Here is a 13,535-nt window from a genome sequence, read left to right as displayed (position 1 = left end):
GCTAAGGTTTCAAGCATGGCATCGGACGAACAAACCCGTACAATGCGTGGCTGTAACAGTGTTTGTAACAAAATAAGCATTGCGCTTCGTGTTTATAAAAACCAAGGCGCAGTGTTAAAAGTAGTCCCTGTTACGTCCGTTAACTTTTTTACCTGCCTGGATTGGGCAGTTTTTTTGGCAGTTTTTATAGTCATTCAACAGATGGACGCGCCGCAGGCGCAGGAAAAGAAGCGTTTTGAAGAAATCCACCGCAGCACCTAAACCAGCCGTCGTTCCGCTCTGGCGCCAGCATCTGCACTACCGACTCAAGGAAGGTGCATTGATCGCCATTGGTGCCTTGTGCCTGTTCCTGATGATGGCCTTGTTGACCTATGGCAAGGACGATCCGGGCTGGAGCCATAACAGCAAGATCGATGACGTACAGAACTTCGGAGGGCCGGCGGGTTCCTACAGCGCCGATATCCTGTTCATGGTGCTCGGCTACTTCGCCTACATCTTCCCGTTGCTGCTGGCGATCAAGACGTACCAGATATTCCGTCAACGCCATGAGCCATGGCAGTGGAGCGGCTGGCTGTTTTCCTGGCGCCTGATCGGCCTGGTGTTTCTGGTACTGTCCGGCGCTGCATTGGCACACATCCATTTCCATGCCGCGACCGGTCTGCCGGCCGGGGCGGGCGGCGCGCTGGGGGAAAGCCTCGGCGATCTGGCAAAGAACGCCCTGAACATCCAGGGCAGTACGCTGCTGTTCATTGCGCTGTTCCTGTTCGGCCTGACGGTGTTTACCGACCTGTCCTGGTTCAAGGTGATGGACCTCACCGGCAAGATCACCCTCGACCTTTTCGAGCTGTTCCAGGGCGCGGCCAATCGCTGGTGGGCGGCCCGTACCGAACGCAAGCAACTGGTCGCGCAATTGCGAGAAGTCGACGATCGGGTGCATGACGTGGTCGCGCCGACCGTTACCGACAAGCGCGAACAGGCCAAGGTCAAGGAGCGTCTGATCGAGCGTGAGCAGGCGCTGAGCAAGCACATGTCCGAGCGCGAGAAGCAGGTGCCGCCGGTGATCGCACCGGCCCCGGTCAAGGCCCCCGAGCCAAGCAAGCGCGTACAGAAAGAGAAACAGGCGCCGCTGTTCGTCGACAGCGCCGTGGAAGGCACCTTGCCGCCGATCTCGATTCTCGACCCTGCGGAAAAGAAACAGCTCAACTATTCACCGGAGTCCCTGGCGGCGGTCGGTCACTTGCTGGAGATCAAACTCAAGGAGTTCGGCGTCGAAGTCACCGTGGACTCGATCCATCCGGGGCCGGTGATCACCCGCTACGAAATCCAGCCGGCGGCCGGGGTCAAGGTCAGCCGTATCGCCAACCTGGCCAAAGACCTCGCGCGCTCCCTGGCCGTGACCAGTGTGCGGGTCGTGGAAGTGATTCCCGGCAAGACCACGGTCGGTATCGAGATCCCCAACGAAGACCGGCAGATCGTGCGTTTCTCCGAAGTACTCTCGACACCCGAATACGACAATTTCAAATCGCCGGTCACCCTGGCCCTGGGTCATGACATCGGCGGCAAGCCGGTGATCACCGATCTGGCGAAAATGCCTCACCTGCTGGTGGCCGGTACCACCGGTTCCGGTAAGTCGGTGGGTGTGAACGCGATGATCCTGTCGATCCTGTTCAAGTCCGGCCCGGAAGACGCCAAACTGATCATGATCGACCCGAAAATGCTGGAACTGTCGATCTACGAGGGCATTCCGCACCTGCTGTGCCCGGTGGTGACCGACATGAAGGACGCCGCCAACGCCCTGCGCTGGAGCGTTGCCGAGATGGAGCGGCGTTACAAGCTGATGGCGAAGATGGGGGTACGGAACCTGTCGGGCTTCAACGCCAAGGTCAAGGAAGCCCAGGACGCCGGCGAACCGTTGAGCGACCCGCTGTACAAGCGCGAAAGCATCCACGACGAAGCGCCGCTGCTGCAAAAGCTGCCGACCATCGTCGTGGTCGTGGACGAATTCGCCGACATGATGATGATCGTCGGCAAGAAGGTTGAAGAACTGATTGCCCGTATCGCCCAGAAGGCGCGTGCCGCCGGCATTCACTTGATCCTCGCGACCCAGCGTCCGTCGGTGGACGTGATCACCGGCCTGATCAAGGCCAACATCCCGACCCGCATGGCGTTCCAGGTATCGAGCAAGATCGACTCCCGGACCATCATCGACCAGGGCGGCGCCGAACAACTGCTGGGCCACGGTGACATGCTGTACATGCCGCCGGGCACCAGTCTGCCGATTCGTGTCCACGGCGCGTTCGTTTCCGATGACGAGGTTCATCGGGTGGTTGAAGCCTGGAAACTACGCGGTGCGCCGGAGTACAACGACGACATTCTCAACGGTGTCGAAGAGGCCGGCAGTGGCTTTGAGGGCAGCAGCGGGGGCGGTGACGGTGACGATCCGGAGGCCGACGCGCTGTACGACGAGGCGGTGCAGTTCGTTCTGGAAAGCCGCCGCGCGTCCATTTCCGCGGTTCAGCGCAAGCTGAAAATCGGCTACAACCGCGCTGCGCGCATGATCGAAGCCATGGAAATGGCCGGTGTCGTGACGTCCATGAACACCAACGGTTCGCGTGAAGTCCTGGCCCCTGGCCCGGTACGCGACTGACCTGATTTTGAAGGGCGGCGTCTTGAGGCGCCGCCTGCACTCCCACGAATGTTATGAGGACTCCCATGCGTCTTATCCGCATGCTGCTGCCGGTACTGGCCTTGACCACGCTCTCGGCCCACGCCGATGAAAAGGACGTGGCGCGCCTGACCCAACTGCTGGAAAAATCCCAGACCCTGACCGCGCGTTTTTCCCAGCTGACCCTTGATGGCACGGGCACCCAATTGCAGGAAACCGCCGGTGAGATGTCCCTGCAACGCCCGGGACTGTTCTACTGGCACACCAATGCGCCAGCCGAGCAGACCATGGTCTCCGACGGCAAGAAAGTGACCCTGTGGGACCCCGATCTGGAACAGGCCACCATCAAGAATCTTGACCAGCGCCTGACCCAGACTCCGGCCTTGCTGTTGTCCGGTGATGTGTCCAAGATCAGCCAGAGCTTCGACATCAGCGCCAAGGAAGCCGGCGGCGTGATCGACTTCACCTTGAAGCCGAAAACCAAGGACACCTTGTTCGACAGCCTGCGCCTGTCGTTCCGCAATGGTCTGGTCAACGACATGCAACTGATTGACAGTGTCGGTCAGCGTACCAATATCCTGTTCACCGGCGTGAAGGCCAACGAGCCGATCCCGGCCTCGAAATTCAAGTTCGACATCCCCAAGGGTGCGGACGTGATCCAGGAATAAGACGCCACACCCTTGTAGGAGCGAGCCTGCTCGCGATGGGCGTTAACGATAACGCTGGCAGCCTGACACCCAGCGGTGCCCGTAAGTCCATCGCGAGCGGGCTCGCTCCTACAATGGGGACGGTGTCCAATTGAGGTTTCAGAGGTAGTGATGGACCTGTTTCGCAGTGCCCCGATTGCCCAACCATTGGCCGCCCGCTTGCGTGCGACCAATCTGGACGAGTACGTCGGTCAGGAACACGTGCTCGCTCGCGGCAAGCCATTGCGCGAAGCGCTGGAGCAGGGTGCCCTGCATTCGATGATCTTCTGGGGGCCGCCGGGCGTGGGCAAGACCACCCTGGCGCGCCTGCTCGCGGAAGTCTCGGACGCGCATTTCGAAACGGTGTCGGCGGTGTTGGCCGGGGTCAAGGAAATCCGCCAGGCCGTGGAAATCGCCAAGCAACAGGCCGGGCAATACGGCAAGCGCACCATCCTTTTCGTCGACGAAGTGCATCGCTTCAACAAGTCGCAGCAGGATGCATTCCTGCCATACGTTGAAGACGGCACGCTGATTTTCATTGGCGCGACCACGGAAAACCCTTCGTTCGAACTCAATAACGCCTTGCTTTCCCGCGCCCGCGTCTACGTGCTTAAGAGCCTCGACGAAGCGGCGCTGCGCAAACTGGTGCAGCGTGCGCTGACCGAAGAGCGTGGCCTGGGCAAGCGCCAGCTCACCCTGAGCGATGAAGGCTTCCAGATGCTGTTGTCGGCCGCCGATGGCGATGGCCGGCGTCTGCTCAATCTGCTCGAAAACGCCTCGGACCTCGCCGAAGACAACAGCGAAATGGGTGTCGATCTGCTGCAAAGCCTGCTGGGCGATACCCGTCGTCGTTTCGACAAGGGTGGCGAAGCGTTCTACGACCAGATTTCCGCGCTGCATAAATCGGTACGCGGCTCCAACCCCGATGGCGCGCTGTACTGGTTCGCGCGGATGATCGACGGCGGTTGCGATCCGTTGTACCTGGCCCGGCGCGTGGTGCGCATGGCCAGCGAAGACATCGGCAATGCCGACCCGCGCGCGCTGAGCCTGTGCCTGGCGGCTTGGGAGGTGCAGGAGCGCCTCGGCAGTCCCGAAGGCGAACTGGCGGTGGCCCAGGCCATCACCTACCTGGCCTGCGCGCCTAAAAGCAACGCGGTGTACATGGGTTTCAAGGCCGCGATGCGCAGCGCCACCGAGCACGGCTCCCTGGAAGTGCCGCTGCATCTGCGCAATGCCCCGACCAAACTGATGAAACAGCTGGGCTATGGCGACGAATACCGTTATGCCCACGATGAGCCGGATGCCTACGCCGCCGGCGAAGACTACTTTCCGGAAGAGCTCGAACCTCAACCCTTCTATCAGCCCGTACCACGCGGCCTGGAATTGAAGATTGGCGAGAAGCTCAATCACCTGGCGCAACTGGATCGTTTAAGCCCCCGGCAGCGGAGAAAATAGTGGTTCCCTTGATCATCGCGGTTTCCGTCGGCGGGATAGCCGGCACGCTGTTGCGCTTCGCCACCGGTAACTGGGTCAATGCTAATTGGCCGCGGCACTTCTATACCGCGACGCTGGCCGTTAATATCGTGGGCTGTTTGCTGATCGGCTTTCTATACGGTCTGTTTTTGATTCGCCCGGAGGTGCCGTTCGAGGTACGCGCCGGGTTGATCGTCGGCTTCCTCGGAGGGCTGACGACTTTTTCATCCTTTTCACTGGATACGGTGCGCCTGCTTGAAAGCGGGCAGGTGCCGCTGGCACTGGGCTATGCTGCCATCAGCGTATTCGGCGGGCTGCTCGCCACCTGGGCTGGCCTGTCCTTGACCAAACTTTGATAACGAGAGACCGACATGCTCGATTCCAAACTGTTACGTAGCAACCTTCAGGACGTAGCGGACCGCCTGGCATCCCGTGGCTTTGCCCTGGATGTTGCGCGCATCGAAGCGCTGGAAGAACAGCGCAAGACCGTCCAGACCCGCACCGAAGCCCTGCAGGCTGAACGTAATGCGCGCTCCAAATCCATCGGTCAGGCCAAGCAGCGCGGCGAAGACATCGCGCCGTTGATGGCGGACGTCGAGCGCATGGCTGGCGAGTTGAGTGCCGGCAAGGTCGAACTGGACGCGATCCAGACCGAGCTGGATTCGATCCTGCTCGGTATTCCAAACCTGCCACACGAGTCCGTACCGGTCGGCAAAGACGAAGAAGATAACGTCGAAGTGCGCCGCTGGGGTACGCCGACCGCGTTCGATTTCCCGGTTCAGGACCACGTTGCCCTGGGCGAGAAATTCGGCTGGCTGGACTTCGAAACCGCCGCCAAGCTCTCCGGCGCACGTTTTTCCCTGCTGCGCGGGCCGATTGCCCGTCTGCACCGCGCCCTGGCGCAGTTCATGATCAACCTGCACGTCACCGAGCACGGCTACGAAGAGGCTTACACGCCGTATCTGGTCCAGGCCCCGGCGCTGCAAGGCACCGGCCAGTTGCCCAAGTTCGAAGAAGACCTGTTCAAGATCGCCCGTGAAGGCGAGGCTGATCTGTACCTGATCCCGACCGCCGAAGTGTCCCTGACCAATATCGTGGCCGGTGAAATCGTCGATTCGAAACAGCTGCCAATCAAGTTCGTTGCCCACACCCCATGCTTCCGCAGCGAAGCCGGTGCGTCGGGTCGCGACACCCGCGGCATGATCCGCCAGCACCAGTTCGACAAGGTCGAGATGGTGCAGATCGTCGAGCCTTCGACCTCGATGGAAGCGCTGGAAGGCCTGACCGCCAACGCCGAGAAAGTCCTGCAACTGCTGGAACTGCCTTACCGCACCATTGCACTGTGCACCGGTGACATGGGCTTCGGCGCGATCAAGACCTACGATCTGGAAGTGTGGATCCCGAGCCAGGACAAGTACCGTGAAATTTCGTCGTGCTCCAACTGCGGCGACTTCCAGGCCCGTCGCATGCAGGCACGTTTCCGCAACCCGGAAACCGGCAAGCCGGAACTGGTCCACACCCTGAACGGCTCCGGCCTGGCGGTCGGTCGTACCCTGGTGGCAGTGCTGGAGAACTACCAGCAGGCCGACGGTTCGATCCGTGTGCCTGAAGTGCTGAAGCCGTACATGGGTGGCCTCGAGGTCATCGGCTGAATGAACTATCTGCCGCTGTTCCATAACCTTCGCGGCAGTCGTGTGTTGGTCGTCGGCGGGGGGGAAATTGCCTTGCGCAAATCCCGCCTGCTGGCCGATGCCGGTGCGCTACTGCGGGTGGTCGCACCTGAAATCGAAACTCAATTGAGCGAACTGGTCACCCTCAGTGGTGGCGAGTGCGTGCTGCGCGGTTACGTCGAGGCGGACCTGGACGGTTGCGGGCTGATCATTGCCGCCACCGACGACGAAGCGCTGAACGCGCAAGTCTCCGCCGATGCCCATCGGCGTTGCGTGCCGGTCAATGTGGTGGACGCGCCGGCCCTGTGCAGCGTGATCTTCCCGGCCATCGTCGACCGCTCACCCCTGGTGATTGCCGTGTCCAGCGGCGGCGATGCGCCGGTCCTGGCGCGCTTGATCCGCGCCAAGATTGAAACCTGGATTCCCTCCACCTACGGTCAACTGGCCGGTCTGGCGGCACGCTTCCGCAATCAGGTCAAAGGCCTGTTGCCGGATGTGCAACAGCGCCGGGCATTCTGGGAGGACGTGTTCCAGGGACCGATTGCCGACCGGCAACTGGCCGGGCAGGGCGCCGAAGCCGAGCGTTTGCTGCAAGTGAAAATTGACGGTGAAGCGCCCGTGGCGACCGGCGAGGTGTATCTGGTAGGCGCCGGCCCCGGTGATCCCGACTTGCTGACCTTCCGTGCCCTGCGCCTGATGCAGCAAGCCGATGTGGTGCTGTATGACCGCTTGGTGGCACCGGCGATTCTCGAGCTGTGTCGGCGTGATGCCGAGCGGGTTTATGTCGGCAAGCGCCGCGCCGATCACGCCGTGCCGCAGGACCAGATCAACCAGCAACTGGTGGACCTGGCCAGGCAAGGCAAGCGTGTGGTGCGATTGAAGGGTGGCGATCCGTTCATCTTCGGCCGCGGCGGTGAAGAGATCGAAGAACTGGCGGCCCAAGGCATTCCGTTCCAGGTCGTGCCGGGCATCACGGCGGCCAGCGGTTGCGCGGCGTACGCCGGGATCCCGCTGACTCACCGTGATTACGCGCAGTCGGTGCGGTTTGTCACCGGCCATCTCAAGGACGGTTCCACCGATCTGCCATGGGCCGATCTGGTTGCCCCGGCGCAGACCCTGGTGTTTTACATGGGGCTGGTGGGTCTGCCGATCATCTGCGAACAGCTGATCAAGCATGGTCGCGACGCCAATACCCCGGCGGCGTTGATCCAGCAGGGCACCACGGTCAACCAGCGAGTGTTTACCGGCACCCTGGCCGATCTGCCACGGCTGGTGGCGGAGCATGAAGTGCATGCGCCTACGCTGGTGATCGTGGGTGAGGTGGTGCAACTGCGCGAGAAACTGGCGTGGTTCGAAGGGGCTCAGGCGCAGGTCTGAAAACCGGGTTGCCCCGATCGCGAGCAGGCTCGCTCCCACAGGGGATTTGTGAACGACACAAATCAAATGTGGGAGCGAGCCTGCTCGCGATTACGTCCTTAAATCACCGCAAGGTTCAGATCAGACTCCGGCCCTGCGCCAAACCCCTTTGCCGCTCAATCGCGCCCGGTCATGGGCCGCGCTGAAGTCCTGTTTCGGGCCTTTGGGCACGATGCCGGTCGGGTTGATGGTCCTGTGGCTACCGTAGTAGTGATGCTTGATGTGGGTGAAGTCCACCGTCTCGGCAATGCCCGGCCACTGATAAATCTCCCGCAGCCAGTTCGACAGGTTCGGAAAATCGGCAATCCGCCGCAGGTTGCACTTGAAGTGCCCGTAATACACCGCGTCGAATCGAATCAATGTGGTGAACAGGCGGATATCCGCTTCGGTCAGGTATTCCCCCGTCAGGTAGCGGTTGGCACCCAGCAATTGCTCCAGTCGATCCAGTTCTGCGAACAATTCATCGAACGCTTCTTCATAAGCCTGCTGCGACGTGGCAAACCCGGCACGGTACACGCCATTGTTCACCGCCGGATAAATCCGCTCGTTCAGCGCATCGATCTCGTTGCGTAGCGGCGCCGGGTAGAAGTCCAGGTCATTGCCGGTCAGCGCGTCGAACGTGCCATTGAACATGCGGATGATTTCCGCCGATTCATTGTTGACGATGCGCTGCTGTTGCTTGTCCCACAGCACCGGCACCGTGACACGGCCGGTGTAGTCGGCGGCATCGGCGGTGTAGCGCTGGTGCATGAAGTCGAAGTGATCAAGCTTGTCGCCGGTCGAGCCATGGGACTTGTCGAAGGTCCAGCCGTTTTCCAGCATCAGATAGCTGACCACCGACACGTCGATCAGGTTTTCGAGGCCCTTGAGTTTGCGCAGGATCAGCGTGCGATGGGCCCACGGACAGGCCAGGGAAACATAAAGGTGATAACGACCGGCCTCGGCCGCAAAGCCACCGACGCCGGTCGGTCCCGGCTTGCCGTCGTCCGTCACCCAGTGACGGCGCTGCGACTGTTCGCGCTGAAACGCGCCGTCCTTGCTGCTTTCGTACCACTTGTCCTGCCAGCGACCTTCGACTAACAAACCCATGCTCAGACTCCTCAACCCATAATCGTTGGAGTGGAGTCTATTCCCATGAGTTCGAACAAAAAGCGCAAAGGTTGGGCGGTTATGATCGATTAAATCGATTTATCCCGAGCATCCCAGTACCGCTGTGCGGTTTCGAACGCCTGTTCGCGGCTCTGTCCGAGGCCGCGTAACGCCAGGGCCATGGTGGAAATCAGGGCCATCTGCGGATAACTGTCGACCACATCCCCGCGCCACACGGCCAGCAAATGCCCAGGGTCGAGGCTGGCCGGTTTGACGTGGCGCTGGCTCGACAGCTGCGGCCATTCCTCGTCCCAGCTCTCGCCACCCGTGGTGCCATACAGGTGACTGTCGGCATCGGGATTGATCTCGATCTCGCCGCCATCGCCCTTGACCACAATCGCGGTGTCACCGAGCAAGCCGCTGGCATCGCGGTGCACCGCCTGATAGCCAGGGTGGAAAATGCTTTGCAGGCCGCAGCGCGCACCCAACGGGTTGAGAATGCGCGTCAGGGAATGGATCGGCGAGCGCAGGCCCAGGGTGTTGCGCAGGTCGATCATGCGTTGCAGTTGCGGCGCCCAGTCCACCAACGGCATGAAGGCCAGGCCGCCGTTGTCCAGTGCCTCGCCGACCTGCTGCCAGTTGCGGCACAGCGGGATCTGCAATTGTCCCAGCAATTGTTCGCTGTACAGCCGACCCGCTGTATGGGCGCCAGCGCCGTGCATGAAGATGCGTACGCCGTTTTGCGCCAGGCACTTGGCCGCCAGCAGATACCACGGCAAATGACGCTTTTTGCCGGCATAGGTCGGCCAGTCCAGATCCACCGCCAGAGAGGGCGGCTTCAAGCGCTCACGCAAGGCTTCGGTGAACCCGGCCATTTCCTCGGCGCTTTCTTCCTTGTGCCGCAGCAGCATCAGGAACGCGCCGAGCTGGGTGTCCTCGACCTTGTCGTCAAGCACCATGCCCATGGCTTCACGGGCCTCCTCGCGAGTCAGGTCGCGGGCACCGCGTTTGCCTTTGCCGAGAATCCGCACGAACTGGGCGAACGGGTGTTCGGCGGGCGTTTCGAGGGTCAGCGCTGGATAGTCGGTCATAAGCAATTCGTCGGTTTGGGCAGACCCGCCAGTTTCGCGGCGAGTTTGGCAGGGGTGCCTTTGAACAGTCGGTTCAGGTGCAGGCTGTTGCCCTTGGTCGGACCGAGTTTCAAAGCGGTGTATTTGATCAGCGGACGGGTGGCCGGCGACAACTGGAATTCGGCGTAGAAACTGCGCAGCAGCTCAAGGATTTCCCAGTGTTCAGGGGTCAGTTCGATGTCTTCGGCTGCCGCCAGGGCGGTGGCAACTTCAGTCGACCAATCACTGAGTTCGAGCAGAAAACCGTCCTTGTCCAGCGCGATGGTACGTGTGCCGACTGTCAGGGAATTCATAGCCAACTGTTGACCTTGTCGTGGTGGATCGACAGCTCGAGGAAGGCCGGGTAATCAATGGCCGTGGCCCAGTCTGGAACGGCGATGGCCCGCGCTTGGGCATCTTCGGCCAACACGTAGAGGGTCAGGCCGCGAGCGTTCAGCGCCGCGCAAGGCGCAGTACCCGGCTGCAAGGCATAGGCCGCGTCGCCGGACAGCAGCAGCGCGTCGTTGGCGCCGATCACGCGCAGGCAACTGCTCAGGCGCGAGTCGCCGAAGGGGGAATGAGACAACACATGCAAAGTCGACATCAGAGGGTCATCACCTGATCGTAACGGTCAATGAGCGCCGTGATTTCGTCGGCAGTCAGCAACTGGGCTTCCTCCAGCGACAGGGCACGGGTGTCCAGGCCACGTTCGGCGGCGCTGTCGGCACAGAAAAACAGCTCTTCGACACCGAACATCGGCAGGGCCTGAAGGTTGGCGCTCAGGTCTTTCTGTTGCAGGGATTTGGCGTTCTGTCGTGCGGCGAGCTGCAACACGCCGTCATCGAGAAACAGCAGGCCAATGGGCAGATCGAAGGCGCCGCCGGCCAGCACGATGTCCAGTGCTTCGCGCGCGCCAGGCCCGGACCAGGGCGATTGGCGACTGATGATCAGCAGGGATTTGGCCATTTCAAGCACCTCCGAAACAGATCAGGCGGTCGGCATCTTGAACCGCATCATGCAGCTGACCGAGGCCGGACAATTCCCACGGCGCGCCGACGGCGACGGCTTCACGTTGATAGCGGCTGGCTTCTTCTTCGTTCAACACACCGCGGCGCAGGGCGGCGGCGATGCACACCACGCCATCGAGTTGGTGCTCGGAAACAAAGGCGCGCCATTGCTTGGGCAGGTCCTGCTCGTCCTGGGGCGTGACCACGCTGCTGGAGGCGTTGTACACGCCGTCCTGGTAGAAAAACAGCCGGACAATTTCATGCCCGCCGGCCAGCGCGGCCTGGGCGAACAGCAGGGCACGGCGCGAGGAGGGCGCATGGGCGGCGGAAAACAGCGCGATGGCGAACTTCATGATGGACTCGATCAGCAAAACTGCGGCCATGATAAAGCTTTATCGGTGGGCCGGCTAAATCGATCTTGCCTAAGCGGGCCTCATCGCGAGCAGGCTCGCTCCCACAAGGGGTCGGTGTCGCATATAACGTTGGAATCCCGCACAAAACCACTGTGGGAGCGAGCCTGCTCGCGATAGCGTCCTGACAGACAGCGCCAAACTCAGCGCGGCATATACCCCAACTGCCAACGCCGCGGAATCTTCAGCGACAGCAACCCCAGTCCCGCAGCAAGCAGGCCGCTGGCGAACAGCGCCTTTAAGCCCAGTTGATGTTCGAGCGCGGCGCCCAGTACCGCACCGGCGAACATGCCGGTCCAGGGGATCAATTGCACGCGCCAGCCGTTACGGCGCTCCCCGAGCAGCCAGCGACCCAGCCCGCGTCCGAAGCGCGACAGGGCGCCGGTGACGTAAGTCAGGCCGACCGGCAGACCGTTGACCTCTTCCACGGCGGCGTTGAGCATGCCCATCGCGATGATCGCCGCCAGCAGGGCTGGCAGCTGCGACTCAAACGGCCAGGCGGCGGCAGCGCAGAGTAACGAGGCGATGCTCAGCAGCAAGGGCAACGCCCGGCGACCGGCCAGCCGGCTGACGATGATGCCCAGCGCATTGCCGAAGATGAAGGTGGCGACAAGCAGTACCAGGCGCAGGCTCAGCCCCAGGTCGCCGACGCTGATGGCAACGGCCATCCGGGTGGTATTGCCGCTCATGAAGGACACGAAGTCGCCGCTGGCCATGAAACCGATGGCATCGGTCATGCCGGCCAGCACCGAGAGCATCGCCACCAGCGTCAGGCCGATACGTCCGCGCCATTTCTGAGCGTGCAAGTGTCTGGAACTGGCGTGGGTACTTGAAGACGAAGGCAGCATCGGCGAAAGCATCCTTGAGCAGTACGTTATGGGGTCAATCCATATAACTCGCAATACTCCAGCCAGTCCATCCCGGCCATCTCGGCCACTTCCCGATGGACTTCCAGGCGCTGGGCCTGATAGTCCTCGGGTGTGGCGGCGGTCAACAGCAGTGTCAATTCCCAGGCAAACAGGCCAAGGCGCTCGGCTTCGGCCTCGAAGGCTTCGTGCAAACGCTCATCGCGATACTGCGCGAAGGTTTCGCCCTTGGCCTGCGCGAGCAGTGGATTCAGGTTGTCGAGCTCGACGCGCAGCTCGGGGCGTTCATCGAGAAACCGTTTCAGTGCCTGTTCGTGTTGTTGTTCGGATGCCGCCATGGTCACGCCTCGGTAGGTGATTACGAAGACTGCTTCTTGCTGGCCTTGGCCGCTGCCGCCAGGCATTCGAGGGCAAACTGCTCGGTGTAGGTCATCTGGATCGGCGTGGTTTGCCCCTTGACGGTTCTTTCGCCGTCGAGGATGTAACGGATGCGCTTGTCGGTCACGCCGATGCGCTTGGCGATCCAGGAGGGTGTCTGACCGATCTGGCTGATCAGCTTGTCGGCATATTCAGTGGTCGGTTTGTAAAACTCGGCGTTGGGTGTCATTGGGCTTCCAGAGTTGGGGTCGATGCGACGCGATGGGCGCGACAGGGTGCGCGAATCATCGCGCGGTGTCGCGGTATAAATGCAGTAAAGCAGAACGAAACGCCGTGCCACGGTGATACAGTCCGCTTTTTCCTGATGAGCGAATGCAATGCGAATTCTGATGGTAGCGCTGGCCGTGACGTTGCTGGCCGGTTGCGCGGGCTCGGTGATGAGCGATGCCCGCAGCAAACCTCCGTACAAAACCCTGAACTCGGACAAGCCGGCCAAGGACGTTGCCCAGTGCGTGCAGTTTTCCTGGCAGGACGAAGCGGTGTTCGGCGTCGATGCCGCGGCGTACCTGCAGCCGGGCGAGAAGGGCGGAACTACCGTCTACACGCGTTCGGCGGAGTCGTTCGTTGACGTGACCACCGATGCCTCGGGCACCGTGTTGAGCTACTACGCTCAGCATGATGACTTTGTCGCCAAGCGGCGCCTGGCGGCCTTGGCGACCTGCCTGTGACTTGATGCACGCCTGGTGTAGGAGCGAGCTCGCTCCTA

17 protein-coding genes are annotated in these 13,535 nt (G+C 61.5%); 8 read left to right on the top strand and 9 right to left on the bottom strand.

Annotated elements, in window-relative coordinates; all coding sequences use genetic code 11:
- Window positions 1–15: 15 nt before the first annotated feature.
- The 7 genes from ACGJAX_RS25785 to cysG all read left to right on the top strand — a co-directional run bounded on the left by ACGJAX_RS25785 (window position 16) and on the right by cysG (window position 7,871).
- Complete coding sequence (locus ACGJAX_RS25785) at window positions 16–261, top strand: hypothetical protein (RefSeq protein WP_390956657.1); 246 nt, start codon at window positions 16–18, stop codon at window positions 259–261.
- Window positions 236–2,647 (top strand): DNA translocase FtsK, encoded by a 2,412-nt coding sequence (locus ACGJAX_RS25780; protein ID WP_090323480.1) that lies wholly within the window; start codon window positions 236–238, stop codon window positions 2,645–2,647. Before ACGJAX_RS25785 ends, ACGJAX_RS25780 begins: the two co-directional genes overlap by 26 nt.
- A gap of 65 nt (window positions 2,648–2,712) precedes the next feature.
- A complete protein-coding gene (lolA, locus tag ACGJAX_RS25775) occupies window positions 2,713–3,333 on the top strand; it encodes an outer membrane lipoprotein chaperone LolA (protein ID WP_047527704.1) in 621 nt (206 codons plus the stop codon).
- A 150-nt stretch (window positions 3,334–3,483) separates the two neighbouring features.
- Window positions 3,484–4,806 (top strand): replication-associated recombination protein A, encoded by a 1,323-nt coding sequence (locus tag ACGJAX_RS25770; protein WP_090323478.1) that lies wholly within the window; start codon window positions 3,484–3,486, stop codon window positions 4,804–4,806.
- On the top strand, window positions 4,806–5,180 hold the full coding sequence (crcB, locus tag ACGJAX_RS25765) for a fluoride efflux transporter CrcB (protein WP_130211205.1): 375 nt from the start codon (window positions 4,806–4,808) through the stop codon (window positions 5,178–5,180). The genes ACGJAX_RS25770 and crcB overlap by 1 nt, the downstream gene beginning before the upstream one ends.
- 15 nt (window positions 5,181–5,195) lie before the next feature.
- A complete protein-coding gene (gene serS / locus ACGJAX_RS25760) occupies window positions 5,196–6,476 on the top strand; it encodes a serine--tRNA ligase (protein ID WP_090323474.1) in 1,281 nt (426 codons plus the stop codon).
- A complete protein-coding gene (cysG, locus tag ACGJAX_RS25755; RefSeq protein WP_390956656.1) occupies window positions 6,477–7,871 on the top strand; it encodes a siroheme synthase CysG in 1,395 nt (464 codons plus the stop codon).
- A 120-nt stretch (window positions 7,872–7,991) separates the two neighbouring features.
- On the opposite strand, the gene ACGJAX_RS25750 is transcribed toward cysG, so the two are convergent.
- The 9 genes from ACGJAX_RS25750 to ACGJAX_RS25710 all read right to left on the bottom strand — a co-directional run bounded on the left by ACGJAX_RS25750 (window position 7,992) and on the right by ACGJAX_RS25710 (window position 12,998).
- Window positions 7,992–8,999 (bottom strand): glutathione S-transferase C-terminal domain-containing protein, encoded by a 1,008-nt coding sequence (locus ACGJAX_RS25750; protein ID WP_390956655.1) that lies wholly within the window; start codon window positions 8,997–8,999, stop codon window positions 7,992–7,994.
- Window positions 9,000–9,088: 89 nt separating this feature from the next.
- A complete protein-coding gene (locus ACGJAX_RS25745; protein WP_390956654.1) occupies window positions 9,089–10,090 on the bottom strand; it encodes a glycosyl transferase family protein in 1,002 nt (333 codons plus the stop codon).
- Window positions 10,087–10,422, bottom strand: coding sequence for a TusE/DsrC/DsvC family sulfur relay protein (locus ACGJAX_RS25740; RefSeq protein WP_248915389.1), 336 nt, complete (start codon window positions 10,420–10,422; stop codon window positions 10,087–10,089). The genes ACGJAX_RS25745 and ACGJAX_RS25740 overlap by 4 nt, the downstream gene beginning before the upstream one ends.
- Window positions 10,419–10,712 carry a sulfurtransferase complex subunit TusB gene (gene tusB / locus ACGJAX_RS25735; RefSeq protein WP_390956653.1) on the bottom strand — a complete coding sequence of 98 codons (294 nt, stop codon included), beginning with the start codon at window positions 10,710–10,712 and terminating at the stop codon, window positions 10,419–10,421. The genes ACGJAX_RS25740 and tusB overlap by 4 nt, the downstream gene beginning before the upstream one ends.
- Window positions 10,712–11,074 carry a sulfurtransferase complex subunit TusC gene (tusC, locus tag ACGJAX_RS25730; RefSeq protein WP_390956652.1) on the bottom strand — a complete coding sequence of 121 codons (363 nt, stop codon included), beginning with the start codon at window positions 11,072–11,074 and terminating at the stop codon, window positions 10,712–10,714. The genes tusB and tusC overlap by 1 nt, the downstream gene beginning before the upstream one ends.
- 1 nt (window position 11,075) lies before the next feature.
- Window positions 11,076–11,468 carry a sulfurtransferase complex subunit TusD gene (gene tusD / locus ACGJAX_RS25725; protein WP_247256298.1) on the bottom strand — a complete coding sequence of 131 codons (393 nt, stop codon included), beginning with the start codon at window positions 11,466–11,468 and terminating at the stop codon, window positions 11,076–11,078.
- 200 nt (window positions 11,469–11,668) lie between these two features.
- Window positions 11,669–12,373 carry a DUF1275 family protein gene (locus ACGJAX_RS25720; protein WP_390956650.1) on the bottom strand — a complete coding sequence of 235 codons (705 nt, stop codon included), beginning with the start codon at window positions 12,371–12,373 and terminating at the stop codon, window positions 11,669–11,671.
- Window positions 12,374–12,399: 26 nt separating this feature from the next.
- Window positions 12,400–12,729, bottom strand: coding sequence for a DUF6388 family protein (locus tag ACGJAX_RS25715; protein ID WP_113194442.1), 330 nt, complete (start codon window positions 12,727–12,729; stop codon window positions 12,400–12,402).
- A 20-nt stretch (window positions 12,730–12,749) separates the two neighbouring features.
- Complete coding sequence (locus ACGJAX_RS25710) at window positions 12,750–12,998, bottom strand: hypothetical protein (protein WP_090327432.1); 249 nt, start codon at window positions 12,996–12,998, stop codon at window positions 12,750–12,752.
- Between the two features lie 148 nt (window positions 12,999–13,146).
- Here ACGJAX_RS25710 and ACGJAX_RS25705 point away from each other — a divergent pair, with 148 nt between their 5' ends.
- Entirely contained in the window at window positions 13,147–13,497 is a 351-nt protein-coding gene (locus tag ACGJAX_RS25705) for a hypothetical protein (protein WP_247256159.1), read from the top strand.
- The last annotated feature ends 38 nt before the right edge of the window (window positions 13,498–13,535 follow it).

It is taken from the genome of Pseudomonas moorei (genome assembly GCF_042846945.1).
Lineage (GTDB): Bacteria > Pseudomonadota > Gammaproteobacteria > Pseudomonadales > Pseudomonadaceae > Aquipseudomonas > Aquipseudomonas moorei.
Note: the sequence above shows the minus strand (reverse complement) of the source record. Positions and strands in the feature narration are given on the sequence as shown.